Source organism: Streptomyces sp. NPDC051963, from assembly GCF_044593495.1.
Lineage (GTDB): Bacteria > Actinomycetota > Actinomycetes > Streptomycetales > Streptomycetaceae > Streptomyces.
In genome coordinates this window covers 1,403,784-1,428,574 of the sequence record NZ_JBIUCC010000001.1, presented here as the reverse complement: position 1 = coordinate 1,428,574, position 24,791 = coordinate 1,403,784, and the positions used below count along the sequence as shown (strand labels likewise).

At 71.1% G+C, this 24,791-nt stretch carries 25 protein-coding genes; 15 read left to right on the top strand and 10 right to left on the bottom strand.

Annotated features, from left to right (window positions below):
• Positions 1-187: 187 nt before the first annotated feature.
• Entirely contained in the window at positions 188-1,753 is a 1,566-nt protein-coding gene (gene lnt, locus ACIHFB_RS06140; protein ID WP_400125488.1) for an apolipoprotein N-acyltransferase, read from the bottom strand.
• Between the two features lie 91 nt (positions 1,754-1,844).
• Positions 1,845-2,321 (bottom strand): nuclear transport factor 2 family protein, encoded by a 477-nt coding sequence (locus ACIHFB_RS06135; protein ID WP_365270773.1) that lies wholly within the window; start codon positions 2,319-2,321, stop codon positions 1,845-1,847.
• 145 nt (positions 2,322-2,466) lie between these two features.
• On the opposite strand from ACIHFB_RS06135, the gene ACIHFB_RS06130 reads away from it, so the two are divergent.
• Entirely contained in the window at positions 2,467-3,207 is a 741-nt protein-coding gene (locus ACIHFB_RS06130; RefSeq protein ID WP_400125485.1) for an SDR family NAD(P)-dependent oxidoreductase, read from the top strand.
• A gap of 43 nt (positions 3,208-3,250) precedes the next feature.
• On the opposite strand, the gene ACIHFB_RS06125 is transcribed toward ACIHFB_RS06130, so the two are convergent.
• On the bottom strand, positions 3,251-3,430 hold the full coding sequence (locus ACIHFB_RS06125) for a hypothetical protein (RefSeq protein WP_365270768.1): 180 nt from the start codon (positions 3,428-3,430) through the stop codon (positions 3,251-3,253).
• Positions 3,431-3,541: 111 nt separating this feature from the next.
• A complete protein-coding gene (locus ACIHFB_RS06120) occupies positions 3,542-3,916 on the bottom strand; it encodes a winged helix-turn-helix transcriptional regulator (RefSeq protein ID WP_400125483.1) in 375 nt (124 codons plus the stop codon).
• A gap of 75 nt (positions 3,917-3,991) precedes the next feature.
• On the opposite strand from ACIHFB_RS06120, the gene ACIHFB_RS06115 reads away from it, so the two are divergent.
• Entirely contained in the window at positions 3,992-4,654 is a 663-nt protein-coding gene (locus ACIHFB_RS06115; RefSeq protein WP_400125481.1) for a carboxymuconolactone decarboxylase family protein, read from the top strand.
• On the opposite strand, the gene ACIHFB_RS06110 is transcribed toward ACIHFB_RS06115, so the two are convergent.
• Positions 4,554-5,429, bottom strand: a complete 876-nt coding sequence (locus ACIHFB_RS06110; RefSeq protein ID WP_365270762.1) for an undecaprenyl-diphosphate phosphatase — start codon at positions 5,427-5,429, stop codon at positions 4,554-4,556. The two genes, ACIHFB_RS06115 and ACIHFB_RS06110, sit on opposite strands and share 101 nt — an antisense overlap.
• A gap of 260 nt (positions 5,430-5,689) precedes the next feature.
• Between ACIHFB_RS06110 and ACIHFB_RS06105 the strand changes: the two genes are divergently transcribed.
• Both ACIHFB_RS06105 and ACIHFB_RS06100 read left to right on the top strand, forming a co-directional pair.
• A complete protein-coding gene (locus ACIHFB_RS06105) occupies positions 5,690-6,868 on the top strand; it encodes a Gfo/Idh/MocA family oxidoreductase (protein ID WP_365270760.1) in 1,179 nt (392 codons plus the stop codon).
• The gene (locus tag ACIHFB_RS06100) at positions 6,865-7,791 is read left to right on the top strand and encodes a PmoA family protein (protein WP_365270757.1); all 927 of its coding nucleotides are present in this window, start codon (positions 6,865-6,867) and stop codon (positions 7,789-7,791) included. Before ACIHFB_RS06105 ends, ACIHFB_RS06100 begins: the two co-directional genes overlap by 4 nt.
• Positions 7,792-8,046: 255 nt before the next feature.
• Here the strand turns inward: ACIHFB_RS06100 and ACIHFB_RS06095 are convergent, their stop codons facing one another.
• Entirely contained in the window at positions 8,047-8,823 is a 777-nt protein-coding gene (locus tag ACIHFB_RS06095) for a TVP38/TMEM64 family protein (RefSeq protein ID WP_365270754.1), read from the bottom strand.
• Positions 8,824-8,872: 49 nt separating this feature from the next.
• On the opposite strand from ACIHFB_RS06095, the gene ACIHFB_RS06090 reads away from it, so the two are divergent.
• The 4 genes from ACIHFB_RS06090 to ACIHFB_RS06075 all read left to right on the top strand — a co-directional run bounded on the left by ACIHFB_RS06090 (position 8,873) and on the right by ACIHFB_RS06075 (position 12,859).
• Positions 8,873-9,595, top strand: coding sequence for a DNA alkylation repair protein (locus ACIHFB_RS06090; RefSeq protein ID WP_400125478.1), 723 nt, complete (start codon positions 8,873-8,875; stop codon positions 9,593-9,595).
• 253 nt (positions 9,596-9,848) lie between these two features.
• Complete coding sequence (gene tuf / locus ACIHFB_RS06085) at positions 9,849-11,018, top strand: elongation factor Tu (protein WP_365270749.1); 1,170 nt, start codon at positions 9,849-9,851, stop codon at positions 11,016-11,018.
• A gap of 96 nt (positions 11,019-11,114) precedes the next feature.
• The gene (locus ACIHFB_RS06080; RefSeq protein ID WP_365270746.1) at positions 11,115-11,960 is read left to right on the top strand and encodes a fused MFS/spermidine synthase; all 846 of its coding nucleotides are present in this window, start codon (positions 11,115-11,117) and stop codon (positions 11,958-11,960) included.
• Between the two features lie 461 nt (positions 11,961-12,421).
• Positions 12,422-12,859 (top strand): DUF4442 domain-containing protein, encoded by a 438-nt coding sequence (locus ACIHFB_RS06075; protein WP_365271104.1) that lies wholly within the window; start codon positions 12,422-12,424, stop codon positions 12,857-12,859.
• Positions 12,860-12,964: 105 nt separating this feature from the next.
• On the opposite strand, the gene galU is transcribed toward ACIHFB_RS06075, so the two are convergent.
• On the bottom strand, positions 12,965-13,918 hold the full coding sequence (gene galU, locus ACIHFB_RS06070; RefSeq protein WP_400125475.1) for a UTP--glucose-1-phosphate uridylyltransferase GalU: 954 nt from the start codon (positions 13,916-13,918) through the stop codon (positions 12,965-12,967).
• 630 nt (positions 13,919-14,548) lie between these two features.
• Between galU and ACIHFB_RS06065 the strand changes: the two genes are divergently transcribed.
• The 3 genes from ACIHFB_RS06065 (at position 14,549) to ACIHFB_RS06055 (ending at position 19,558) form a co-directional block, all read left to right on the top strand.
• Positions 14,549-16,075, top strand: a complete 1,527-nt coding sequence (locus ACIHFB_RS06065) for an RICIN domain-containing protein (protein ID WP_400125616.1) — start codon at positions 14,549-14,551, stop codon at positions 16,073-16,075.
• Positions 16,076-16,296: 221 nt separating this feature from the next.
• Entirely contained in the window at positions 16,297-18,777 is a 2,481-nt protein-coding gene (locus ACIHFB_RS06060) for a beta-glucosidase (RefSeq protein ID WP_400125473.1), read from the top strand.
• A gap of 136 nt (positions 18,778-18,913) precedes the next feature.
• Positions 18,914-19,558, top strand: a complete 645-nt coding sequence (locus tag ACIHFB_RS06055; protein WP_365270737.1) for a DedA family protein — start codon at positions 18,914-18,916, stop codon at positions 19,556-19,558.
• A gap of 68 nt (positions 19,559-19,626) precedes the next feature.
• Here ACIHFB_RS06055 and ACIHFB_RS06050 read toward each other — a convergent pair whose 3' ends face one another.
• Entirely contained in the window at positions 19,627-20,157 is a 531-nt protein-coding gene (locus ACIHFB_RS06050; RefSeq protein WP_365270734.1) for a gamma carbonic anhydrase family protein, read from the bottom strand.
• Positions 20,158-20,267: 110 nt separating this feature from the next.
• Between ACIHFB_RS06050 and ACIHFB_RS06045 the strand changes: the two genes are divergently transcribed.
• Positions 20,268-21,032, top strand: a complete 765-nt coding sequence (locus ACIHFB_RS06045; protein WP_400125470.1) for an acyltransferase — start codon at positions 20,268-20,270, stop codon at positions 21,030-21,032.
• A gap of 163 nt (positions 21,033-21,195) precedes the next feature.
• On the opposite strand, the gene ACIHFB_RS06040 is transcribed toward ACIHFB_RS06045, so the two are convergent.
• Positions 21,196-22,053: an EamA family transporter gene (locus tag ACIHFB_RS06040; RefSeq protein ID WP_400125468.1), complete on the bottom strand. Its 858-nt coding sequence runs from the start codon at positions 22,051-22,053 to the stop codon at positions 21,196-21,198.
• A 115-nt stretch (positions 22,054-22,168) separates the two neighbouring features.
• On the opposite strand from ACIHFB_RS06040, the gene ACIHFB_RS06035 reads away from it, so the two are divergent.
• Together ACIHFB_RS06035 and ACIHFB_RS06030 are read left to right on the top strand one after the other, a co-directional pair.
• On the top strand, positions 22,169-22,741 hold the full coding sequence (locus ACIHFB_RS06035) for an XRE family transcriptional regulator (RefSeq protein WP_365270725.1): 573 nt from the start codon (positions 22,169-22,171) through the stop codon (positions 22,739-22,741).
• A gap of 23 nt (positions 22,742-22,764) precedes the next feature.
• Positions 22,765-23,325 (top strand): YbaK/EbsC family protein, encoded by a 561-nt coding sequence (locus ACIHFB_RS06030; RefSeq protein WP_365270723.1) that lies wholly within the window; start codon positions 22,765-22,767, stop codon positions 23,323-23,325.
• A gap of 3 nt (positions 23,326-23,328) precedes the next feature.
• On the opposite strand, the gene ACIHFB_RS06025 is transcribed toward ACIHFB_RS06030, so the two are convergent.
• Positions 23,329-24,366 (bottom strand): cation diffusion facilitator family transporter, encoded by a 1,038-nt coding sequence (locus tag ACIHFB_RS06025; RefSeq protein WP_365270720.1) that lies wholly within the window; start codon positions 24,364-24,366, stop codon positions 23,329-23,331.
• A gap of 62 nt (positions 24,367-24,428) precedes the next feature.
• On the opposite strand from ACIHFB_RS06025, the gene ACIHFB_RS06020 reads away from it, so the two are divergent.
• Complete coding sequence (locus tag ACIHFB_RS06020; RefSeq protein ID WP_365270717.1) at positions 24,429-24,788, top strand: metalloregulator ArsR/SmtB family transcription factor; 360 nt, start codon at positions 24,429-24,431, stop codon at positions 24,786-24,788.
• Positions 24,789-24,791: the final 3 nt, after the last annotated feature.

Sequence of the window (24,791 nt, the reverse complement as noted above, 5' to 3'; positions counted from 1 at the left end):
CTCAGTGCTCGTGACGCGCTGGCCACTCACGAATTGTGCGAGCGGGTTGTTGATGCGGTTCGGGAGCGGGCCGCCTGAGCCGGAGTGTCCGTACGCCGTCGGGGGCGTACCGGGCGGCCATGATCGGCAGTGCGGATCGTGCCAGGCGGGGGTGCCTTCCTGGACGCTGTGCGTGCGGGCAAGGTGCTCAGTGCTCGTGACGCGCTGGCCACTCACGAATTGTGCGAGCGGGTTGTTGATGCGGTTCGGGAGCGGGCCGCCTGAGCCGGAGTGTCCGTACGCCCTCCACGGCGCACCAGGCGACCATGATCAGCAGTGCGGCGTGTACCGGCCAGTCGCCGAAGCGGACGTAGGGCGTGACACCCCGGGAGAGCGGCACGTCGTACCCCTGCGAGGCGCTCGCGCTGGTGCCGAGCCACTGGCCGACGCGTTCTCCGTCGGGCCCGTAGACGGCCGAGACGCCGGTGAGTGTCGCGTGGACCATGGGGCGGCCGGTCTCGGCGGCGCGCAGGGCGGCGAGTGAGGCGTGCTGCTCGGGAGCCCAGCTCTGCTGGAAGGTGGAGGTCGCCGACTGGGCTATCAGTACGTCGGCGCCGTCGTCGGTGAGATGACGGCTCATGTCGGGGAACGCGGACTCGAAACAGACCATCGGCCCGATCCGCAGCCCCTGACCGGCGTCCATGACGACCTGCTCGGTGCCGCGCCTGCGGTCCTCCCCGGCGGCCTCGCCGACGGAGGTCGCCCAGCCGAGGACCGAGCGGAAGGGGACGTACTCGCCGAAGGGGACGAGCCGCATCTTGTCGTAGCGGGCGCCGGTGAGGCCGTCCGGGCCGACGAGCACCGAGCTCTTGTAGATGCCGGGGCGGTCGGAGCGCCGTGCGTCCACGTTCACCAGGATGTTCGTCCCGGTCTCGCGTGAGAGCGCGGCGATCCTCCGTGTGAGGTCGGGCCGGGTGTTCAGGTCGTAGCCGACACTGCTCTCACCCCAGATGATCAGGTCGAGGTCCTGGCCGACGAGCTCACGGGTGAGCTGCTCCTCGCGGGTGAACCGGTCGGCGGGGCCGGTGATGACACCGGGCTGGACGACGGCTATTCGTGCCTGTCCTTCCACCTCGGGCCGCGGCGACCACATCCAGGCCGCCGAGGTGGCGGCGGCCGTCGCGACGATTCCGGCCACGGCGGGAATCCGGGACTCGCGGACCATGACGAGCACGGCGACCGCGACATTCACGGTCACCACCAGGAAGCTCAGCAGCCACACACCGCCGACCGAGGCCAGCCGCAGCGCGGGCTCCACCTGCCACTGGCTGGAACCGATCATGCCCCACGGCCCGCCGAGGCCCTGCCAGGACCGGACCAGCTCGACCATCAGCCAGCCCGCCGGCAGCACCGCCAGCGCGCCGGCGACGCGACCCGGGGACGGCACCCCGGCCAGGAAACGCCGTACCAGCCAGCCCCAGGGGGCCCACAGCGCCCCGAGCAGGGACGCTATGACGAACGTGAACACATGCAGGTTCGGCAGCAGCCAGTGGTGCATCGCCAGCATGAACCCGAACCCGCCGGACCAGCCGTCGTACAGCGCCCGTTTCCCGGTCGGTGCGGAGCGGATCAGTGCGATCCAGGGCACGAGCGCGATGTACGCCCACCACCACAGGGACGGCGCCGGGAACGCGAGTACGGGCAGCGCGCCGGCCAGGGCAGCGAGCGTGGACCGACGCCAGGGGGAGGTGAGCCACTGCCCGAACGACTTCATACGGCGCCTCCCAGACCGGTGTCCCTCCAGTGTGCGCGCCCGGATGATCTCGGGACAGACGGCGTCGGCCGACTTGCTCACGCCGGGGCGGTCAGGGCGTCGGCTGCCGGTCGGGCACGCGGCGCCATTTCTCCTGCACCACGACCTCGCGCAGCCGCCAGCCGTCGTACGTCCGCAGCAGCGCGAAGTCGTACCGGCCGCCGCAGAGGAAGTCGGGGGCGCCCGAGTCGCCGTCCTCGCCGGCGAAACGCATCGGGTTCACATAGTCGGCCCGCACGCGGGCCGTGTCGCCGGTGTCCTGCTCCCGGATCCCGAACCGCACCCGGCGGTTGACGATCAGATGCTGCCGCATCGAGAACAGCTGCAGGTTCTCCGCGAGCCAGCCGGCGATTTTCCCGGCATCCCCCTCGATTCCGCCGGCCGAACGGTAGTCCGCCCGCCCGTCCGCCGTGAACAGTTGCCGGTACGCCTCCCAGTCACCGTCGTCCACGGCCACCGCATAGTCAGTGATCATTTCGTCGACTGCCAGCCGGTCCATCACGGTGGCGAGCTCCACACGCTGCGTCATCGGCTCAGTTTTGGGCATGTGACGGGCCGAGCCAAGGGGTACGCGGTGATATTCGAGGGCCGTTCACCCTGCCCGGCCCGGCAGACGTCCCCGTATCTGCGATTCTGGGGCGATCTTCATGTCGTAGACGAGCCAGGAGGCACCGATGATCCGTCCCGTCACCGTGGTCACGGGCGGTAGCCGGGGCATCGGCGCCGCGACCTGTCTGCGACTCGCGGCGGAGGGGCACGACGTCGTGGTGGGGTACGCGCGGGACGCCGAGGCCGCAGGGACGGTCGCGGACGGGGTGCGGAAGGCCGGGGGCCGGGCGGTGACGGTACGGGCGGACACCTCGGTCGAGGCGGATGTGGCGCGGCTCTTCGAGACGGCGGAGGAGCAACTGGGGCCGGTGACGGGGTTGGTGAACAACGCCGGGGTGACCGGTCCGCTGGGGCGGCTCGCGGACGCGGACCCTGCGGACCTGCGCCGGGTCGTCGACGTCAATCTGCTGGGCACGCTGCTGTGTTCGCGGCGTGCGGCGCAGCTGATGGCGGCGCGGCGCAGTGGCGTGATCGTGAACATCTCCTCGGCGGCCGCGACCCTCGGCAGCCCCGGCGACTACGTCCACTACGCGGCCACCAAGGCGGCTGTCGACACGCTGACCCTGGGCCTGGCCAAGGAACTCGGCCCGGACGGCATCCGTGTCAACGCCGTGGCCCCCGGCATCATCGACACCGAGATGCACGCGGCCATGGGCGACCCGGACCGCGCCCGGCGGGCGGCCGCCACGATCCCACTGCGGCGCCCGGGACAGGCCGAGGAGATCGCCGCTGCGGTGGCGTGGCTGATGTCCCCGGACGCGTCCTACGCGACGGGGACGGTGCTACGGGTGTCGGGTGGGCGATGACCCACGGGTCGGCGGAACTGCGCCGTGCGGGCGTGGCGAACGCTCAGGCCGCTTCGATGACGTCACCGCGGATCGCGGCCGCCCATTCGACCACCAACAACTCGTACTCCACGCGCTCCTGGGCCGACAGCGAGCCGCCCGCGCGCGTCCACAGCGCGCGGATCTGCTCGTTCACCTCGGCGGCGGACCGCATGGAACCAGAGGCCACGGAATCGGGGGACATGCGGACAAGCCTAGGGGCAAGCACTGACACTGCGCTACCGGACCGCTACTCATTCCGTATGCGGTTGGTCACGGGCTCCGACGCGGTGCCCGTTCCGTAAGTCCCTTGACGCTAGGAGGGGTTGGGGCCTGTCGTATCCGTGTCGGGTGAGCCCTGCTGTGCGGCCCACACCCGCGACCAGTCCAGGAGCGGGCCCATCGCGGTGACGAGATGCGTGCCGAGCGGGGTGAGGTGCCAGGTGGACTCGGGGGTCGGGGCGGCGAGACCCGCCTCGCGCAGTTCGGTCAGGCGGGTGGACAGCACGCTGGACGACATGCCGTCGCAGCGGCGTTGGAGATCGCGGAAGCCGATCGGTCCGCCGTGCTGGTGGAGTTCCCAGATCACCCGCAGGATCCAGCGTCTGCCCAGCAGGTCCAGTGCGGCCATGACCGGGCGGCCGGTGGTGGATCCGCGCACCGGGCGTCCGGGGGCGGGAGTCTCTGCCACGTGAGGTCCTCTCCGCAGTCGTCGTCCGCGCTTTCACTCTTGCGCTTCGATTTCAGAAGCGCAACAGTGGGGTGCATGAAGCAGCGCATCGACGGTGTCGCGCCGCCCTACGCCCCCGAGACCGATCGCTCCCTGCGCCGATGGATGCCGCCCGGCGTCACCGAGGAGCCCTTGATGCTCTTCAAGGTTCTTGAGCGGCATCCGGAACTGGCCTCCCGCATGCGGGCGTTGGGCGCCGGACTCCTCGTCCACGGCAGGCTGGGCGACGCCGACCGCGAACTCGTGATCGCCCGTGTCTGCGCCCGGTGCGGCTGTGCGTACGAGTGGGGGGTCCACATGGCGGCATACGCCGAGACGGCAGGTCTCACTCCGGAGCAGGTGGCCCTGACCGCGAGCGGCACCCCCGACGACCCGGCCTGGTCGCCCCGGCAGACGGCACTGCTCCGTGCCGTCGACGAACTCCACGCCGGCTCGCGGCTCAGCGACACCGTCTGGGAGGACCTGCGACAACACCTCGGCGAGGCCGAGGCGCTGGAGTTCCTCGTCCTCGCCGGTTGGTACCGCACGATCGCATACGTCGCCAACGGGCTGGACATCGACCCGGAGCCCTGGGCCCTCGCCCTGCCGACGGGGTGGATCAGCCCGCCGACTCGGCCGCGTGCGGGCTCAGGACGCCCATCGTCACCAGCGCGACGATCACTATGCCGAGGACTATGCGGTACCAGACGAACGGCATGAAGCTCTTGGTGGAAATAAACTTCATGAACCACGCAATGACGGCATATCCACACGCGAACGCGATGACGGTCGCGAAGATCGTCGGCCCCCAGGAGACGTGGTCGTTCTCCATCGCGTCCTTGAGCTCGAAGAGGCCGGAGGCGAGTACGGCGGGGATGGCGAGGAGGAAGGAGTAGCGGGCCGCGGCCTCGCGCTGGTAGCCCATGAAGAGGCCACCGCTGATCGTCGCACCGGAGCGGGAGACACCGGGGATGAGCGCCGCGGCCTGGCAGACGCCGAATATCAGGCCGTCCTTCACATTCAGGTCCGTGAGCTGCTTGCGCTGCTTGGCCGCACGGTGGCGGCCGCCGCTCTCGTCCCGCGCCGCCAGTCGGTCGGCGACGCCGATGACGATGCCGATGACGATCAGCATCGTCGCCGTGATCCGCAGATCGCGGAACGGCCCCTCGATCTGGTCCTTGAACGTTACGCCGAGCACACCGATCGGGATCGAGCCGACGATCACCAGCCAGCCCATCTGCGCGTCATGATCCTTGCGCAGGGCCTTGTTGGTGAGCGACCGCGACCAGGCCGAGATGATCCGCCCGATGTCCTTGCGGAAGTAGATCAGCACCGCCGCCTCCGTGCCGATCTGGGTGATCGCCGTGAAGGCCGCGCCCGGGTCCTCCCAGCCCGAGAAGGCCGCCGTCAGCCGCAGATGCGCGCTGGAAGAGACGGGCAGAAACTCGGTCAGCCCCTGGACGAGTCCGAGGATGAGGGATTCAAACCAAGACATGAAGTTACGGGGTCCAAGTGCTGATCGGGCCGGAGTGACGGGTACGCCGAGCCGCGGGTGAGGTGATCACAGATGTCGAGGGGCAGCGTAGCGTCCCGGGATGACGGGCCCGGCACAGGGGTTTCGAAGCCGGGCGGCCGCCCCGGGTTCGCGGTGTTGACCTGCGGCGGGGGCGGCGCTTACGTTGCAGCGGTAGAGAAAGCGCTTGCTGGCTCCCTGGGGAGCCCTGCTCGTTCCCCTGAGGAGTGCTGATCGCGTCCATGCCCGCATCCGAGACCGAACCCGGGACGTATCGTCCGCGCCCCGCCCCGCTCGCCGGCCGCCGTATCAAGGTCGCCGTCGTCGGCACCGGTGCGATCGCGCGTGACTCGCATCTCCCCGCGCTGGCCCGGCTCGCCGAGGAGGGCGAGGTCGAGGTCGTCGCCGCCGTCGACATCGATGTCGCCTCGGTCGAGGCCTTCTGCGCGGAGGGCGGCATTCCGTACGCCTGTACCGATCTGGACCTGATGCTCCGGGAGCATCGGCCCGACCTGGTCACCATCTGCACCCCGCCCACGCTCCACCGCGACCAGACCATCGCCGCCCTGCGGGCCGGTGCCTGGGTGTGGTGCGAGAAGCCGCCCGTGCCGACGCTCGCCGACTTCGACGCCGTCGAGGCCGCGGAGGGCGAGGACGGCGGGCCGTACGCCGCCATCGTCTTCCAGCACCGCTTCGGCTCAGGCGCCCGGCACGTACGACGGCTGCTCGCCGAACAGGCCATCGGGCGCCCGCTGGTCGCGCACTGCCAGACGACCTGGTACCGCGACACCGCCTATTACGCCGTGCCCTGGCGGGGCCGCTGGCAGACCGAGGGCGGCGGCCCCGCCATGGGCCACGGGATCCATCAGATGGATCTGCTGCTCGATCTGCTCGGCCCGTGGAGCGAGGTCCGGGCGATGGCCGGACGGCTGGTGCACGACGTGGAGACGGAGGACGTCTCCACCGCCCTGGTGCGCTTCGAGAACGGCGCGCTGGCAACCGTCGTCAACAGCGTCCTGTCGCCCGACGAGGTCAGCCGTATCCGGATCGACTGCGCCCGCGCCACCGTCGAGCTCACCCACCTCTACGGCCACCGCAACGCCGACTGGCGCATCACTCCGGCCCCCGGCGTGCCCGCCGAACTGGCCGCGGACTGGCAGGACTTCGGTGAGGACGTGCCCAGTTCGCATCTCGCGCAGCTGCGCGAGCTGGTCGCGAGCATGCGGGCCGGGGAGCGGCCGCGCAGCAGCGGCGCGGACGGGCGGACGAGCCTGGAACTGATCGCCGCGCTCTACAAGTCGGCGTTCACGGACACGACGGTGAAGGCGGGCGAGATCGGCCCGGGCGACCCGTTCTACGTGGCGATGCACGGGGGCGTAGCAGGCTGGGCGCCCGCGGGGGCCGAGGAGGTGTCCGGATGACCGGGCTGCGCATCGTCCACGCGCACGGCGACCGCATCACCGTGACCGATCCGGGCACCGGTGTGGAGCTTCTCTCCTACGTCTACCGGCCGGAGGCAGCCTGGGAGGCGCCGAGGCCGTACGTCCATCCGATCCGGACCCTCGCGGGCGACGTCGTCACCGACTACCGCCCCAACGACCACCGCTGGCACAAGGGCCTGTCGCTCACGGCCTCGCATCTGTCCGGGGCGAATCTGTGGGGCGGCAACACCTATGTCCACGGACAGGGATATCTCGAACTCCCCGACCGCGTCGGATCGATGGCGCACGTCGGCTTCGACGAGATCTCCTCGGACGGTGACCGCGTCGTCATCGCCGAGCGGCTCACCTGGCACCCGTACGGCGGTGAGCTGTGGGCCGAGGAGGAGCGCCGGATCGAGGTGCACGACGTCGATCCGGGGGCGGGGTCCTGGGCGCTGACCTGGACGACCGCCACCACCAACCGGCGCGACGAGCCGCTGCGGTTCGGCAGTCCGACCACCGCGGGGCGTGCGATGGCCGGCTACACGGGCCTGTTCTGGCGCGGCCCGCGAGCCTTCCGGGACGGGCGCATCATCGGGCCGGACGGCGAGGGCCCGGAGCTGATGGGCACCCAGGCGCCCTGGCTCGCCCTCTCCGGCGAGCACGACGGCACCGACGGCCACGCGACCCTCGTCTTCGCCCACGCCCCCGAGAACGACCACCTCGGCGACCGACACGCCCACCCCGCCCACTGGTTCGTCCGCAACGAGCCCTTCGCCGGCGTCGCCCCCTCATGGTCCTTCTTCGACGAACTGGAACTCCCTCCCGGCGACACCCTCACCCGCCGCTACCGGATCGTCGTGGCCGACGGGGCCTGGGAGCGCGCGGAGGTCACCAAGTACCTGGAGGCGCACCCCTGGTGACGACGACGGCGGCGGATTGAAGTTCTACGCCGCCTTCGGTCCCGACATCGTGGAGCCGGGTGCCTGCGGGTGTGCTGCGAGGTGCGTGTGGCGCATTGCGTCGCCGGGATGGGGTTCCCCGCTTGAGCACGGCCGAGAGCGGGGGAGAAGCCGAGAGCGGGCGAGCGATCAGCCCCGCCGCAGCCGCAGCCGCAGCCGCAGTCGGCCGGCGGCCACGCGTGGCCGTTCCCACTGGCGGCACTCCCAGCGGAGCGTTCAGCGGCGGCGTAGGTGGTGGCGTTTGCGCCAGGCCAGGATGGCGCCTGCGAGGGCGGGGAGTGCGATGGCGGCTACGGCGATCAGGAACACCGGGGACGTCGGTGCGCCGGCACGGGCGCCGGCGACGACGTATGCGGCGACGTTGGGGATCGAACCGAGGGCGGTGGCGAGGAGGAACGGGAGGTAGCCCATGCGGGAGACGGAGGCGGCGTAGTTCGCGGCCCAGAACGGCACTCCGGGGAAGAGGCGCACCGCCAGCATCGAACGGAAACCGTGCTTGCTGAACTGGTTGTCCGCCGCCTTGAGCAACCGGCCGCGCAGCAGTGGGCGCAGGGCGTCCTGGCCGAGCATCCGGCCGAGCGCGAAGGAGATCCCGGCCCCGAGCACGGTTCCGGCCATGGCGGCGCCCAGGCCCAGCGCCGAGCCGAAGAGCGCGCCGGCCGCGAGGTTCAGCAGGGGCCGCGGCACGAACGCCACGGTGACCAGTCCGTACGCCACGGTGAAGACCACCAGCGCCGTGGCACCGCCGACCTGTGGCGGCCAGCCCTGTGCCATGAGCTTCTGGGGCTCGAAGAGCAGCACCGACGCCCCGCCCGCCGCGAGCATCACGAGCAGCAGGGACAGCCGTGACCACGGTGACAGCAGCGCTCTCGTGCAACGCGCGGCAAAGCCCACCGGAGTGGGTGTGGGTACGGCGACGGTGAGCTCCGTGGCGGCGGCCGCGGGAGGGGCCGTGGTTGCGGTGCCCCCAGAGCGGGTGGTGGCATCGAGCATTCGGCGACACTAACCGACGCAGGTGTGTGATCGCCGTATGGTTCGTCTCATGAGCGTCACAGGAAGGGGAACAAAGAACGTACCCCGCAGTGACATTGCTGACACCGTCATGGCGCGGCTGACCGCCACCTACGCCGCCGCGGCGAACCCGGAACGTGCTGCGGCCATGCGGGCGTACATGAAGGACGTGGCTCCCTTCCTGGGCCTCACGACGCCGGCGCGACGGACCCTGACCCGCACCGTCCTGGAGGGCGTACCCCGCCCCGCCGAGACCGACTGCACCGCGATCGTCCTGCGCTGCTGGGAGCTGCCCGAGCGCGAGTACCACTACTTCGCCGTCGACTATCTGCGCCGCCACGCAGGCCGCTGCTCCTCGGGCTTCCTGCCGGTGGCCCGGCACCTGGTGAGCACCGTCCCCTGGTGGGACACGGTCGACGCACTCGCCGCCCACGTGGTGGGAGGCCTGGTCGAGGCCGACCCGAAGCTGAAGACCGAGATGGACGCCTGGATCGTCGACGACGACCTGTGGATCGCCCGTACGGCGCTGCTCCACCAACTGCGCTACAAGGAGCGCACGGACAGCCGGCGCCTCTTCGCCTACTGCCTGCAGCAGTCGGGCCACCCGGACTTCTTCATCCGCAAGGCGATCGGCTGGTGCCTGCGCGAGTACGCCAAGACCGACCCGGAGGCCGTACGCGCTTTCGTCGCGCGCGAACGCGGCCGGTTCGCGCCGCTGTCGGTGCGGGAGGCGCTGAAGAACATCGGAGCTTGAACTCCGCTGCCCCGAAAAATCGTTCGACGTCGGGCAGGGCGTCGGCAATGATCGGGTCCATGTTCCGGTACGCCTTCGTCGTTGCAGCATCCGCAGTCGCGGATGCTCCGAAGGCTGCCGTCGCGATCTTCCTGGCCGCTGCCGACGGCGCCCGAAGCTGACCCTCTCCGGATCGTCCGGCGGACCCCGCAGGGGGAGGGTCGGCAAGTCCATGGGGTCCCCGCTCTTCACAAAGAGACTTCGAGGTACCGCCATGTCCAAAACGGCATACATCCGCACGAAGCCACACCTGAACATCGGCACGATGGGCCACGTCGACCACGGCAAGACCACCCTGACCGCCGCCATCACCAAGGTCCTCGCCGAGCGCGGGGCCGCGTCCTTCGTTCCGTTCGACAGGATCGACCGGGCGCCGGAGGAGGCCGCGCGCGGCATCACGATCAACATCGCGCACGTCGAGTACGAGACCGACACCCGTCATTACGCGCACGTGGACATGCCGGGCCACGCCGACTACGTCAAGAACATGGTCACCGGGGCCGCGCAGCTCGACGGGGCGATCCTCGTCGTCTCCGCGCTCGACGGGATCATGCCGCAGACCGCCGAACACGTGCTGCTCGCCCGGCAGGTGGGCGTCGACCACATCGTCGTCGCGCTCAACAAGGCCGACGCCGGAGACGAGGAGCTCATCGACCTCGTCGAGCTGGAGGTCCGCGACCTGCTCACCGCGCACGGCTACGGGGGCGACGCCGTACCGGTCGTACGGGTCTCCGGGCTCAAGGCGCTCGAAGGGGACCCCCGTTGGGCGGCGTCGATCGAGGCACTGCTCGACGCGGTGGACACGTATGTGCCCACGCCCGAGCGGTACTTGGACGCGCCGTTCCTGTTGTCCGTGGAGAACGTGCTCACGATCACCGGCCGGGGGACGGTGGTGACGGGCGCGGTCGAGCGCGGCACGGTCCGGGTTGGCGACCGTGTCGAAGTGCTCGGTGCCTCCGTCGACACCGTGGTCACCGGTCTGGAGACCTTCGGCAAGCCGATGGAGGAGGCGCAGGCCGGGGACAGCGTGGCGCTGCTGCTGCGGGGGGTCGCCCGCGATGTGGTCCGACGCGGGCATGTCGTGGCCGCGCCCGGCAGCGTGGTGCCCAGCCGTCGGTTCTCGGCGCAGGTCTATGTGTTGTCGGCGCGTGAGGGCGGGCGGACGACGCCGGTGTCGACCGGGTATCGGCCGCAGTTCTACATCCGGACGGCGGATGTGGTGGGTGACGTCGACCTCGGTGAAGTGGGGGTCGCCCGGCCCGGGGACACGGTCACGATGACCGTCGAGTTGGGGCGTGAGGTTCCTCTTGAGCCCGGACTCGGATTCGCCATCCGCGAGGGCGGGCGGACCGTGGGGGCGGGGACCGTCACGGCCCTTGTCTGAGGGGGGTCGGTGTGTGTGGGGGACTGCGGGACCGCTGTTGCTGGTCGCGCAGTCCCCCACGCCCCTGGGTGGGCGTGCTCACCGCACAATGGAGGAGTGAACGAAGCCATACCCGTCTCCAGGGCCGTCGACCACGGCACCGCCAAGCTCATGCCCGACGTCGATCGCAAGCGGGCCTGGCTGCTGACGGTCGACGGGGCGCCGCAGTCGTATGTCGACCTGGATGAGCCGGCGCATCTGGAGTTCGAGTACGCGCGGCGGCTGGGGCACGTGCTCGACATCGTCGCGGAGGCAGGGCGCCCTCTGGACGTCCTGCACCTCGGTGGGGGAGCGCTCACCCTGCCCCGGTATGTGGCCGCGACCCGGCCCGGCTCCCGGCAGGACGTGGTGGAGGCCGACCGTGGGCTGCTGGAGCTGGTCGTCGAACACCTTCCGCTCCCGGACGGGTCCGGCATCGCCCTGCACCCGGCGGACGCGCGCGCCTGGCTTGCGGCGGCGCCCGCCGACTCGGCCGACGTCATCGTCGCGGACGTGTTCGGCGGCTCCCGTGTCCCGGCCCACCTGACGTCGATCGCCTACGCCGCGGAGGCCGACCGGGTCCTGCGGACCGGCGGCGTCTACCTCGCCAACCTCGCCGACGCCGCCCCTTTCACCTTCCTACGCTCCCAACTCGCCACCTTCGCCACGACGTTCGAGGACCTGGCACTGATCGCCGAACCAGGGGTCCTACGCGGCCGCCGCTTCGGCAACGCCGTACTCGTCGCCGCCCACCACCCCATCGACATCCTCCCCCTGTCCCGACTCGCCGCATCCGACCCCTTCCCGGCCCGCGTCGAACACGGGCCCGCCCTACGGCACTTCGTGGGCGATGCGCGTCCGGTCGGGGATGAGGACGCGGTTCCGTCCCCGGAGCCTCCCGAGGGCGCGTTCGGTATCGGCTGAGCCGCGTCCGACGCCTTCCTGGGCAGCGTCGGGCACGGGCCTGGCCTGGCCTGTGTCGCTCGATGGGGGATGCGCGTCCGGTCGGGGATGGGGACGCCGTCCCGTCCCCGGAGCCTCCCGAGGGCGCGTTCGGTATCGGCCGAGCCGTTGTCCGCGAGCGGCGCCCGCCGGGACACCGGGCTTGGTGGCGCGCCGCGGATTGCGTGCCGCCGTCACCACCGCGACCAGCGGGCCCATGTCACCCCCGTCGCCGCCGGTCTCGATCACGGCGAACGCGGCGGTGGGCAGGCTGTAGTAACAGCCTGCCCACTTGGGTCTACGAGGGAGTCGGCGGCGCAGGTCACCGGCCGGCGCTGTCCCCGCCCTGCCGAACCATTTCCGGCGTGGCGTCACTCCGGCCACACGGATCTGGCCAACATGAGCTACTCGTGGGTAACATTCCCGTCATGAGCGCAGACCAGATGTCGATCGGCGAGATGCTCGCCGCCACGGTGCCGATGGTTCGTACCCTGAACCTGGAGTACCTGGAGACCACTCCGGAGAAGGCCGTGCTGGCCCTTCCGGACCAGAGCGAGTACCGCAATCACGTCGGCGGTCCGCATGCCGGGGCGATGTTCACCCTCGGTGAGTCGGCCAGCGGCGCGATCGTACTGGCCGCCTTCGGGGACCAGCTCTCGCGGGCCGTGCCGCTGCCGGTCACTGCCGAGATCGCCTTCAAGAAGATCGCGCTGGGCCCGGTCACGGCCACCGCCACCCTCGGCCGACCCGTCGCCGAGGTCGTCGCCGAACTCGACGAGGGCAAGCGCCCGGAGTTCCCGGTGACCGTCGCCATCCAGCGTGAGGACGGTGCCGTCACCACCGAGATGACCGTGGTCTGGACGCTCCGGCCCAATGGCTGAGCACCTGCCGTGAAGACGAAGGCCCCGGGTTCGTCCCGGGGCCTTCGTGCGGCATCGGGGGAGGGGCGCCCCGGGGCCTTCGTGTTCCAGCAGGAGGCCGGCCGGTCAGGCCGCGAACCGCTCCCCGGGCCGACCCTCACCCGCGCCCTCGAGCCCGGTCACGAACTCCTTGAGCCAGGCGACGAATTCGGGCCCCAGGTCGGGCCGGTCGCACGCCAGCCGGACCACCGTGCGCAGATAGTCGGCCTTGTCGCCGGTGTCGTAGCGCAGTCCGTCGAAGACGACCCCGCGGACCGTGCCGCCCGCGGCGAGTTCCTGGAGGGCGTCGGTGAGCTGGATCTCGCCGCCGCGACCGGGCGCGGTGCGCGCCAGTGCGTCGAAGACGCCGGGGTCGAGGACATAGCGGCCGATGACGGCGAGATTGCTGGGCGCGTCCTCGTGTGACGGCTTCTCGACGAGGCCGGTGACGCGTACGACGCCGTCCTCGCCGGTCGGCTCCACGGCCGCGCAGCCGTAGAGGTGGACCTGCTCCGGCGGGACCTCCATGAGGGCGATGACGCTGCCGTCGTACCGTTCGCGGACGTCGAGCATCCGGCTGAGCAGCGTCTCGCGCGGGTCGATCAGGTCGTCGCCGAGGAGGACGGCGAACGGCTCGTCGCCGACGTGCTTCTGGGCGCAGAGCACCGCGTGTCCGAGGCCGAGGGGTTCGCCCTGGCGGATGTGGTGGATGTTGGCCAGGCGTGCCGGGTCGCGCACGGCGTCGAGGCGCACGGTGTCGCCCTTGGCCGCGAGGACCTGTTCCAGTTCGAGGGCGTTGTCGAAGTGGTCCTCGATGGCCCGCTTGTGGCGGCCGGTGACCATCAGGACGTCGTCGAGTCCGGCCGCGGCGGCTTCCTCGACGACGTACTGGATGGCGGGCTTGTCGACGACCGGGAGCATCTCCTTCGGCGTGGCCTTCGTCGCGGGCAGGAACCGAGTGCCGAGCCCGGCGGCCGGGACGACCGCCTTGCGGACCGGGCGGGCGGCGTCGGGGGAGGGGTGGGAGTGGGGGGAGATCATGCGGGACATCGTGGCGGACGTGGATGGGAAAGCCGCGAGAAAATCTTGGGAGGCGGCTGTGGGTGTGGTTCCCCGGGGATCCCGGGATCCCCGGGGAGGCGGGCCGTCGGTGGTGACTCCCCGCGGCTCAACAGAAGTTGAAGGTTTCGTGTGCCAACCGGCTTTCAGCGCACACAACTTGACGGACCGACTCCGGCAGTTTTTCGAATGCGGGTGCGGATACCGATGGTAACAGTTCTGAAATTCCGGCACTTTGAACTTTGGTCACTCGAACTCCTTGTTCCCTGTGAGTTGTTTGTGCGAAGGTGAGCCTCCCGCAAGAAGGTAAAGGTCAGCGTCCTTTTCTGTGGTCTGCACCAATCAAGCACTTGCTTTTCCGACGGGCGGGCATTCGCTTTGCCGTCCAGCGGCTTGGAAGGAAATGGTTCAGTGCAATCTCCTTACCCCCCACGCCCCCCTTACCCGCCACGGCCCGGAACGAGTCCGGGGGAGTCCGACCGCAATCTCGTCGCCCAGTTGAACGGACCCGACGACGGTGGCCGTGCTGTGGCTCTGCTGCTCGCCCGGCACTGGCGGGCGACCTATGACTACGCCGTCATCTGCCTGGCCTCGGCGGAGAGTTCCGCGTCGATGGCGGCCACCGCCGCGTTCCATCGAGTGCTCGCACGGCCGACCGGCGGTGCCCTGCGCCCCCGTCTCCTCGCGGCCGTACGGGACACGGTCAAGGAGTGGGCCGGCGAGGAAAGCGTTTCAGCGCTGCTGCCCGAACTCCGCAAAACGACCGGCGGTCGTGGGCTGCTTGCCGCGCGCTCTGTGACGTCCGAAAGGCGACGGCTCGCAGAACGCGCTTTCCGTAGCCTTCCGGGGGCCTCGCAATGTCTGCTCTGGCACACCGAGGCCGAGGCTGAACCCATATCCGTACCAGCTGGTCTGTTGGGGGTCGATTCGGGCACCGCGACGGCCGCTCTTGAGCAAGTGCGTGAACAATTCCGGGCGGGCTGCGTGCGTGCCCACCGGGAACTCGCGCCCTCTGCCGAATGCCGCTTCTACAACCGCCTCCTCGACGTACCGATTCGCCGCGGCGGTGCCCTACTGCCCGATGTCCAACGTCATCTGATGGAGTGTCGGTACTGCCGTCACGCCGCCGAGCAGCTCAGTCATTTCGAGGGCGGCCTGGAAGTGCTGCTCGCCGAAACGGTCCTCGGCTGGGGCGCGGTCCGCTATCTCGACTCGCGGCCGGGCCGCGGCGGCCCCCGGAACGCGCCCGTCGCGCACGGCCGTCCGAGGAGCAGTGGACGCCACCGGCCCGTACCCGCCGGTGCCTTCGCCCCGGCCAGACGGCACACCAAGACCGTCGTCGTCGGAGTCGGCCTGACCGCCCTCGCGCTGCTGGCCACCGTCCTCACCGCCAAAGGCTGGTCCGATGACAACGGTGTCCCGAGCGCGGAGGCCACCTGGGGCGTGCCCAGCGGCAGTTCCAGCCGGTCGAACGCGGCGTCCGGGCCGTCGTCCGCCTCCGCGCAGCGGCCCTCGGAGCTCGGCCGCGGCAGGTTGCGCAACACGGCCGCCGACGCCTGCCTTGATGTGAGGGACGGCCGGGTCGAGTCGGGTACGGCGGCCGTACTGGCGGCGTGTTCGTCCGCCGGGTCGCAGCAGTGGTCGTACGAGAACGACGGGCTGCTGCGCAGCCTCGCCGATCCCGCCCTCTGCCTCGGCTCCGACGCCGACCGGGGTTCGGTCGCCCTGGCCGGGTGTGTGGTGCACGCGGGGCAGGTGCAGTACGACCTCACCGTGCACGGCGAACTGCTGCTCCGCTGGCGCAAGGGACAGGCCGTCGCGCCCGGCGCGGGGAACGACGTGGTCGTCACCGACCGGGACGGATCCGCGGACCAGAGGTGGGTGGTCGAACCGGGCGACGAGGCACCGGGCGAGTCCGGGGCCGCCGAGCCGGACGTGCGCAAGGCTCCGGACCAGCCCTCGCAGCCGGAGCCCGACGCTCCGACGGAGCAGTACCGGCCGCGTTCCGTTCAGGCCGCGGCCGAACCCGAGGCGCCGGACAAGCGCGCCGGCGATCTCTCGGCCCAGGTCCATGTCGTGGACGCGGCGGCGGCACCGGCGGTGTCCGCTCTCGCAACTCTTGGAGCCGCACTTCAGTGATCACGGGGTCGCCCGGTCCGGGTGACCCCGTCTTCGGGTCCTGCTCAGCTCATTGACACGAGTCACCCACGGGCATAGTTTTCCCGCCGCGCCCGTGGTGCCTAACGGAGTGTCAAGTCGGTTCTGTCGCATAGTGCGTTCAGAGGGCGAACGCAGCCAAGGGCGCCCGGCGCATCCGCGGTGCACATCGGCGTGCCCGCACACCGAAGGAGTGACGGCCCATGACCGACACCGTCTCCCGGCGATCCACCCTGCGTCTGCTGGGCGCCGCGATCGCCGTCGCCACGGCGGCCACCGGCGGACTCACTCCGCCGTCCCGCGCCTGGGCGCAGGACAAGCCCGACGCGGGAGTCGCTCCACGCGTCGAGGCACTCATCGCCAAGCTCACCCTCGACGAGAAGATCTCCCTGCTGCACGGTGCCACAGACCCCGCCACGCTCGGCCAGGCGGGCTACGTCCCCGGAGTGAAACGCCTCGGCATCCCACCGCTGCGCCTCGCCGACGGCCCGGCCGGAGTCCGCGTCACCAAGCACGCCACCGCCCTGCCCGCCCCCGTGCTGCTGGCCTCCGCCTTCGACCCCGCCCTGGCCCGCCGCTACGGCCAGGTCATCGGACGCGAGGGCCGCGCCCTCGGCCAGGACGTCCTGCTGTCCCCGATGGTCAACCTCATCCGCACCCCGTACGCGGGCCGCAACTTCGAGACCTTCAGCGAGGACCCGCTGCTCTCCTCCGACCTCGTCGCCGCCGAGATCGAGGGCATCCAGGGCGAGGGGCTCATCGCGACCGTCAAGCACTACGCGATGAACAACCAGGAGAAGGACCGCACGACGGTCGACGTGCGGATCGACGAGCAGACCATGCACGAGACCGAGCTGCGTGCCTTCGAAGCGGCCGTGCGGGCCGGCGCCGGCGCGGTGATGGGCGCCTACAACAAGGTCAACGGCACCTACGCCTGCGAGAGCAAGCCCCTCCTCACCGACATCCTGCGCACCCGCTGGGGCTTCGACGGCTGGGTGATGACGGACTGGCATGCCGCGCACAGCACCGTCAACGCCCTCACCGCGGGCCTCGACATGGAGATGCCCGACGGCGCCTACTTCGGCGCGGCACTCAAGACCGCCGCCCAGGACCGCAGCGTGCTGGAGCAGCACATCGACCGGGCCGTGGGGCGCGTCCTCACCGTGCTGGACCGCTTCGGCCTGCTCGGCGGCAAGGCCTCGCCGCGCCCGGCCCGCGACGCCGAGGCCGGCGCGGCCGTCGCCCTGGAGGTCGCCAAGGCGGGCGCGACCCTGCTGCGCAACGAGCAGGGCACCCTTCCCCTGACCGCCGGGAACATCGCGGTGATCGGCCCGACGGGCACGCTGCCCTTCGTCAGCGGCGGCGGCAGCGCCCATGTCGTCCCCGACCACGCCGACAGCCCCCTCGACGCGATCAGGGTGCGCGCGGGACGGGGCGCGAAGGTGACGTCCGCGCTCGGCGAGGACCTCTACGGCAAACCGCTCCCGGCGTCCGCGCTCTCGCCGGACTTCACGAGCGAGGGCCAAGGGGTCGGCACCGGGAGGACATGGACGTACGACGGGAAGCTGACCGTCGCCGAGGCCGACGAATGGACCTTCGTCATCCACTACTCGGCCGCGTCGGCCGCCCTCCGCCCGAAGGTCCTTGTCGACGGCAAGGAACTGTTCCCGGTCAAGCCCGGCTACGGGGAGTGGTTCAGCGGAGGCCTCATCTACACCGCGCCCGACGGTCTGAACGTACGCCGCGCGACCGTGCGGCTCACCAAGGGCACGCACACCCTGAAGATCACCGCGAAGGGCGGGGACACCGGCCAGTTGTTCCGGCTGCGGCACACCACCGGCGCGACCCGCGCCAAGGACGTCGCCGCGGCGGTACGGGTCGCGCGCGCCGCCCGCCATGTCGTGCTCTTCGCCTACGAGGACGCAACCGAGGGCCAGGACCGCACGAGCATCGCGCTCCCCGGGCACCAGGAGGAGCTCATCGAGGCGGTGACCGCGGTGAACCCGCGCACCACCGTCGTCCTCAACACCTCGTCCGCCACGTCGATGCCCTGGCTCGCGCGCACCGGGGCCGTGCTCCAGATGTACTACCCGGGCCAGGAGGGCGCCGCCGCCACCGCCGCCGTCCTGTTCGGCGACTGTGACCCCGGTGGCCGGCTCACCCAGTCCTTCCCCGTCGACGACGACCGTCACCCGGTCGCCGGCGACGCCGCCCGCTACCCCGGTGTCGACGGCCGCGAGGAGTACTCGGAGGGCATCCGCCTCGGCTATCGCTGGTACGACGCCGAGGGCGTGCCGCCGCTGTTCCCCTTCGGACACGGGCTGTCGTACACCTCCTTCTCCTACGAGGACCTGTCCGTGCGAACCGCCGGCGGCGGGCTCGACGTAGCCTTCACCGTCCGCAACACCGGCCGGCGCGCGGGTGTCGCCGTGCCGCAGGTGTACGTCGGGAAGTCCCCCGACCTCCGACTCGACCAGGTGGTACGGGTGTTGGGCGGATACCGGCGGCTCTCCCTGCGCGCGGGCGAGCAGCGGCACGTCACCGTGCACATCGCCGCGCGCACTCTCTCCTCGTGGGACCCGACGGTCCATGACTGGGCGCTCGGCACGGGCCCGCGGACGGTCTGGGTCGGGGCGTCGTCGCGGGATCTTCGGCTGCGCGGGCGAGGGGACGTGCGCGGGTAGAGCGGGGCGTGCGGTGACGCCACTGCTACCTGTGGGGCGCAGAGGTGTCGGCGTGACCCGGTAGGCTTCCCGGCGTGCGCCCGGCAGCCGGGCGCACGCCGGGAAGACATGCAGGATGCAAGGGGAGGAACCGGCGTTGCACGTCCAGGAATGGCTCGAGACGGTACCCGCGGTCGCCATCTACGCACTGGTGGGCGTGGTCATCGGCCTGGAGAGCCTGGGCATCCCGCTGCCGGGCGAGATCATCCTGGTCTCCTCCGCGCTGCTCGCCTCCCAGCACGGCGACATCGACCCGGTCATCCTCGGCGCGTGCGCCAGCGCGGGAGCCGTCATCGGCGACTCCATCGGCTACGCCATCGGCCGCAAGGGCGGACGCCCCCTGCTGGCCTGGCTGGGCAAGAAGTTCCCCAAGCACTTCAGCGAGGGCCATATCGCCACCGCTGAGCGCTCCTTCGAGAAGTGGGGCATGTGGGCCGTCTTCTTCGGCCGCTTCGTCGCCCTGCTCCGTATCTTCGCCGGCCCCCTCGCCGGCGTACTGCGGATGCCGTACTGGAAGTTCCTCATCGCCAACGTCCTCGGCGGCATCGTCTGGGCGGGCGGCACGACGGCCGTCATCTACTACGTGGGCGTGGTCGCCGAGTCCTGGCTGAAGCGCTTCTCGTGGCTGGGTCTGGTCCTGGCGGTCCTCATCGGCCTGACGTCGATGCTGGTGCTGAAGCGCAAGGCGAAGAAGGCAATGCCCGTGCAGCAGGAGGCGGAGCCGGTACCCGCCGGTGACTGAGGCGCCCCTTCAGGGGCGCGGGGAACTGCGCGACCAGCTGCAACCAACCCGCAGACCGGCTACGGCCGTCAGTCCCCGTGCTCTGCCCGGTGAGCCTTGGCCAACTCCGCGTACATGGTTCCGTTGAGCGTGACGCCCTGACGCTCCTCGTCGGTGAGTTCCCGCTTGACCTTCGCAGGCACGCCCGCGACAAGCGACCCCGGCGGCACCCGCATCCCCTGTGGCACCAAGGCCTGCGCGGCGACAAGAGAACCCGCACCGATCACTGCGCCGTTGAGCACGGTCGCCCCCATGCCGATCAGACAGTCGTCCTCGACGGTCGCGCCGTGCACCACCGCGTTGTGCCCCACGGACACGCGCTCACCGATGCTGACGGGAAACCCCGGGTCGGCGTGGAGCGTGCAGTTGTCCTGGATGTTGGCCTGAGCCCCGACGGAGATCCGCTCGACGTCGCCCCGCAGCACCGCCCCGTACCAGACGCTCGCACCGGCCTCCAGCGTCACCTCACCGATCACCGACGAGGTGGGTGCCACGAAGGCATCCCCGTCGATCTTGGGTTCCCTGCCCCCGATACCCATGACCAGCGCCCTCTGCGTCATCGCCCTCTCCTCGCCGCCGATGTCCTGGGCGAACCGTACGCCACCCGGTAGGGCGAAGATCACAGGCCCTCGACCACGTGAGCGCGCCGCACGCTGAGTACGGTGAGCCCGTGCCGAAGCGCAAGAACACGTTCTCATCCTGGCGGCGTCGACTGGCGCAGCGCGGCGTCCACGCGGGCTGGGCCTGGGTGCAGCGCACGGGTTCGGTGACGGCCGACCACCCCGGCCGATTCCACTTCGGCGCGATCGGCGAAGCCACCCGGCTCGCCTTCCCGCTCGGCACGGTCTTCGGCGAGCCGTGGATCCACCTGGGCGCCCACTGCATCGTCGGCGAACAGGTCACACTGACCGCGGGTCTGATGCCCGACCTGGACCTCGGCCCGGAGCCGATCCTGCGCATCGGTGACGGTGTCGTCCTGGGCCGCGGCAGCCACGTCATCGCCGACACGACGGTCACCATCGGCAGCGACTGCTACTTCGGGCCGTACGTCTATGTCACGTCCACCAACCACTCCTACGACGATCCGCACCAGCCCATCGGCAAGCAGTGGCCCCGGATGGAGCCGGTGGAGATCGGCTCGGGCTGCTGGATCGGCACCGGCGCGGTGATTCTGCCCGGCGCCCGGATCGGGCGGAACGTCGTGGTGGCGGCAGGGGCGGTCGTACGAGGTGTCGTACCCGACCATGCCGTGGTGGCGGGCGCGCCCGCCCGGGTCGTACGACGCTGGACTCCCGGCGATGGCTGGCAGCCGCCGCTGCGGACCCCGGCTCCGGTGCCGATACCGGACGGGGTCACGCCCGACCAACTTCTTGCGCTCGCCGACCTGGACGAGGCGACGGCGGCCCGGCTCGCCGAACTCGACGCCGAGGCCTGAGGGGCCGGGGGCACGCACGCCCCGACGCCGGCCGGCACGCACTCTCGCCGCACCGGCCGGAGGGCCAAGTGGCTCTTCCCCCACTCGGCTTCGCTCGATCGGCGGGACCTCCAGCGTGCGCACCGAACGACGCGGGAACGCACCCGGACCTCGCCGCGGCCGCTCAGCCCGTCGCCAGCAGCAGTGTGCCGACCAGGGCGAGGCCCGCGCCGGTCGCCTGGATCGCTCGCAGCCGTTCGCTGAGGAAGCCGCGGGCGGCCAGTGCGGTCACCACCGGGTAGAGGGAGGCGAGCACCGCGGCGACGGTGACCGGGCCGTGCTGGGCGGCGACCGAGTACGTGCCGTTCGCCGCGACGTCGGCCAGGCCGACGAAGGCCAGCGCCGGCAGCGAGGCCCACGGGAAGCCGTCCTCCGGCAGGGCGTTCGCGCCGCGCTTCACGGAGGCGTACAGGGCGAGGCCGCCCGCCGCCACGTTGGTCACGCGCTGTACGAACAGGGCGAGGAACAGGCCCGTGACGGTCGTCGAGGCCTCCGCGATCAGCGCGAACACCGTGCCGAAGCCCACCGCCGCGACCAGCGTGAGCAGGATGGCCCGACGCTGCACCGGCGCGCCCCTGAGCTGCGGTCCGCCGGCGAGGGCGACACCGAGGACGGCGACCGCGATCCCCGCGACCTGCATCAGACCGGGCCGCTCACCGAGGAAGAGCCCGACACCGACCGGGACGGCGACGCCCAGCGTGCCGAGCGGGGAGACCACGCCCATCGGGCCGAGTGCGAGCGCCTTGTAGAAGCAGAGAAGGGCGACGGGCCCGACCAGTCCGGCCGCGACGGCGAACCACAGGCGAGGACCGGCCTCGCTCCAGGCGCCCGTGGCCACCACGATCGCGCCGAGCACGGCCGCCGCGATCGTCTGCGAGACGACGACCACCGTGAGTGCCGGGGTGCGTCGGGTCAGCAGTCCGCCGCCGAAGTCGGCCAGCCCCCACAGCAGGCTGGTGGCCAGGGCGAAGAACGCTGTCACGGGTAGCCTCGCAGTACAGTTCGGTGAACACATCAGGTGCATCGGTTGCACCCCACCGTAGTTCAATGAAGTGAACGATGTCATGCAGAATATTGGCCTAGATGTTGGACGGAATGTGTCGGACCTCGACCTGCTGACCCAGTCCCTGGCGCGCAACGTCAAGCACTGGCGCTCCGTGCGCGGCTACACCCTGGACGTGCTCGCCGCGCGGTCCGGCGTCAGCCGCGGCATGCTCATCCAGATCGAGCAGGCCCGCACCAACCCCAGCCTCGGTACGGTCGTCAAGATCGGCGACGCCCTCGGGATCAGCATCACCACCATGCTCGACTACGAGCAGGGCCCGAAGGTCCGCATCGTCCCCGCCGAGCAGGCCGTACGGCTGTGGCACACCGACGCCGGCAGCTACAACCTCCTCCTCGCCGGCACCGAGGCCCCCGGCCCACTGGAGATGTGGGAGTGGCGCCTGATGCCGGACGAGAGCAGCCCCTCGGATCCGCACCCCACCGGCACGGTCGAGCTGCTGCACGTCACGGAAGGCGAGCTGACGCTCACCGTCGACGGCGTCGAGTACCGCGTCCCGGCCGGCTCCAGCGCCTCCTTCGAGGCCAACACCCCGCACACGTACGGCAATACGGGCGACGCCCCGATGCGCATGGTCATGGCCGTCTCCGTCCCGCCCGTGCACTGAGGCGGCCCTGTTACCGTACGGTCATGGACGCACCCATCGGACACTTCGACAGCGCCGCCCCGGCCCCCGACTCCCTCGACGAGCTGACCCGGCCGGTCGCCGACGCCGTACGCCACTGGAGCGGCAGCGTCCCCGCCGACCAGATCGTCTACGTCGACACCGACCCGCAGTGGGCCGACACCGCCGTCTTCGTGGAGCACTACGGCCAGGAGCTGCTCGAGCAGTCCGCGAACTGCGTGGTGGTCGCGGGCAAGCGCGGCGGCGAGACCACGCTCGCCGCCTGTGTGGTCCTGTCCACCGCCCGGGTCGACGTCAACGGCGTCGTCCGCCGCCAACTCGGAGCGCGCAAGGCCTCGTTCGCGTCCATGGACACCGCCACCGGCGAGACCGGCATGGAGTACGGCGGCATCACCCCGATCGGACTGCCCGCCGACTGGCCGCTGTTGGTGGACTCGGCCGTCGTCGACCTGCCGTACGTCCTGGTCGGCAGCGGGCGTCGGCGGGGCAAGCTGCTGGTGCCGGGGAAGGCCTTCGCGGAGCTGCCGGGGGCCGTCGTCCTGGAGGGGCTGGGCGTTCCCGTCTGACCCTCAGGCGTGGTGGGCCAGCGTCAGATGCGGATCGGCCTCGCCCGGGACCGGCGCCGGGTCGGCGTGGACCAGGGCCGCGGTGAGACGCGGGACCGCGTGCAGCAGTGCGTGTTCGGCGTCGACGGCGATGCGGTGAGCCTGACGTACCGTCGCCTCTCCGTCCACGACGACCGCCACCTCGGCGCGCAGCCGATGCCCGATCCAGCGCAGCCGCAGCTCACCCACCTCACGCACGCCCGGCACGTCCCGGAGCGCCCGCTCGGCCCGGTCCACCAGCGCCGGGTCGACGGCGTCCATCACCCTCCGGAACACCTCGCGTGCCGCGTCGCGCAGCACCAGCGTGATCGCGGCCGTGATCGCCAACCCCACGATCGGGTCGGCGAGTTGCCAGCCGAGCGCAGCGCCGCCGGCGCCCAACAGCACCGCCAGTGACGTGAATCCGTCCGTACGGGCGTGCAGTCCGTCCGCGACCAGTGCGGCCGAGCCGATCTCCCGGCCCACCCTGATCCGGTAGCGGGCCACCCATTCGTTGCCCGCGAAGCCGACGAGCGCGGCCACGGCGACCGCCGGAATGTGCTCGACGGGGCGCGGGTCGATCAACCGCTCGATCGCCGTCCACCCCGCGAAGGCCGCCGACGCGGCGATCGTCAGCACGATCGCGATGCCCGCCAGGTCCTCGGCGCGTCCATAGCCGTAGGTGAAGCGCCGAGTGGCCGCACGCCGGCCCAGCACGAAGGCGATCCCCAGCGGTACGGCGGTCAGCGCGTCCGCGGTGTTGTGCACCGTGTCGCCGAGCAGCGCGACCGAACCGGACATGGCCACCACGACCGCCTGCGCCAGTGCCGTCGCCCCCAGTACCGCCAGCGAGACCCACAGCGCCCGCATGCCGTGTGCGGAGGACTCCAATGCGGAGTCGAGTTTGTCGGCGGTTTCGTGGGAGTGCGGAGTGAGGAGGTGGCTCAGGCGGTGGCGCAGGGAGTGCTTGTGGGGAGGGTGCGCGTGGTGGTGCTTGTGCCCGTGGTCGTGCCCGTCGCTCACGTGGGTCCCCTTCCGGTGCGTCTTGGTGGACACGTTCCCGCCCACGGCGCCATTATGTGCGTATGAGCGCACGCATGCACCTGTCATCTGCGCACCATGCGCATCCGCACACCCCCGGCGAGGAACAGTTCGCACTCGCCGCCGAGGTCCTGGCGCTGCTCGGCGACCGCACCCGCCTCACGCTGCTGCACGCCCTGACGGCAGGCGAGGCCGACGTCACGACGCTGACGGAGGCGTGCGGGGCGGCGCGGCCGGCGGTGAGCCAGCACCTGGCCCGGCTGCGGCTCGCGGGGTTGGTGACCACGCGGAAGGAAGGGCGCCGGGTGATCTACTCGCTGCGGGACGGGCACCTGCGCCGGCTCGTGGACGAGGCGCTGAACGTGGCCGACCACCGGCTCAGCGACCGGCCCGTGCACGACTGACGC

What these genes read in the sequence shown, in the direction of transcription:
- lnt (WP_400125488.1), bottom strand. Translation starts at nt 1,753, where the DNA reads ATGAAGTCGTTCGGGCAGTGGCTCACCTCCCCCTGGCGTCGGTCCACG.
- ACIHFB_RS06135 (WP_365270773.1), bottom strand. Translation starts at nt 2,321, where the DNA reads ATGACGCAGCGTGTGGAGCTCGCCACCGTGATGGACCGGCTGGCAGTC.
- ACIHFB_RS06130 (WP_400125485.1), top strand. Translation starts at nt 2,467, where the DNA reads ATGATCCGTCCCGTCACCGTGGTCACGGGCGGTAGCCGGGGCATCGGC.
- ACIHFB_RS06125 (WP_365270768.1), bottom strand. Translation starts at nt 3,430, where the DNA reads ATGTCCCCCGATTCCGTGGCCTCTGGTTCCATGCGGTCCGCCGCCGAG.
- ACIHFB_RS06115 (WP_400125481.1), top strand. Translation starts at nt 3,992, where the DNA reads ATGAAGCAGCGCATCGACGGTGTCGCGCCGCCCTACGCCCCCGAGACC.
- ACIHFB_RS06110 (WP_365270762.1), bottom strand. Translation starts at nt 5,429, where the DNA reads ATGTCTTGGTTTGAATCCCTCATCCTCGGACTCGTCCAGGGGCTGACC.
- ACIHFB_RS06105 (WP_365270760.1), top strand. Translation starts at nt 5,690, where the DNA reads ATGCCCGCATCCGAGACCGAACCCGGGACGTATCGTCCGCGCCCCGCC.
- ACIHFB_RS06100 (WP_365270757.1), top strand. Translation starts at nt 6,865, where the DNA reads ATGACCGGGCTGCGCATCGTCCACGCGCACGGCGACCGCATCACCGTG.
- ACIHFB_RS06095 (WP_365270754.1), bottom strand. Translation starts at nt 8,823, where the DNA reads ATGCTCGATGCCACCACCCGCTCTGGGGGCACCGCAACCACGGCCCCT.
- ACIHFB_RS06090 (WP_400125478.1), top strand. Translation starts at nt 8,873, where the DNA reads ATGAGCGTCACAGGAAGGGGAACAAAGAACGTACCCCGCAGTGACATT.
- tuf (WP_365270749.1), top strand. Translation starts at nt 9,849, where the DNA reads ATGTCCAAAACGGCATACATCCGCACGAAGCCACACCTGAACATCGGC.
- ACIHFB_RS06075 (WP_365271104.1), top strand. Translation starts at nt 12,422, where the DNA reads ATGTCGATCGGCGAGATGCTCGCCGCCACGGTGCCGATGGTTCGTACC.
- galU (WP_400125475.1), bottom strand. Translation starts at nt 13,918, where the DNA reads ATGATCTCCCCCCACTCCCACCCCTCCCCCGACGCCGCCCGCCCGGTC.
- ACIHFB_RS06065 (WP_400125616.1), top strand. Translation starts at nt 14,549, where the DNA reads ATGGCGGCCACCGCCGCGTTCCATCGAGTGCTCGCACGGCCGACCGGC.
- ACIHFB_RS06060 (WP_400125473.1), top strand. Translation starts at nt 16,297, where the DNA reads ATGACCGACACCGTCTCCCGGCGATCCACCCTGCGTCTGCTGGGCGCC.
- ACIHFB_RS06050 (WP_365270734.1), bottom strand. Translation starts at nt 20,157, where the DNA reads ATGACGCAGAGGGCGCTGGTCATGGGTATCGGGGGCAGGGAACCCAAG.
- ACIHFB_RS06030 (WP_365270723.1), top strand. Translation starts at nt 22,765, where the DNA reads ATGGACGCACCCATCGGACACTTCGACAGCGCCGCCCCGGCCCCCGAC.
- ACIHFB_RS06020 (WP_365270717.1), top strand. Translation starts at nt 24,429, where the DNA reads ATGAGCGCACGCATGCACCTGTCATCTGCGCACCATGCGCATCCGCAC.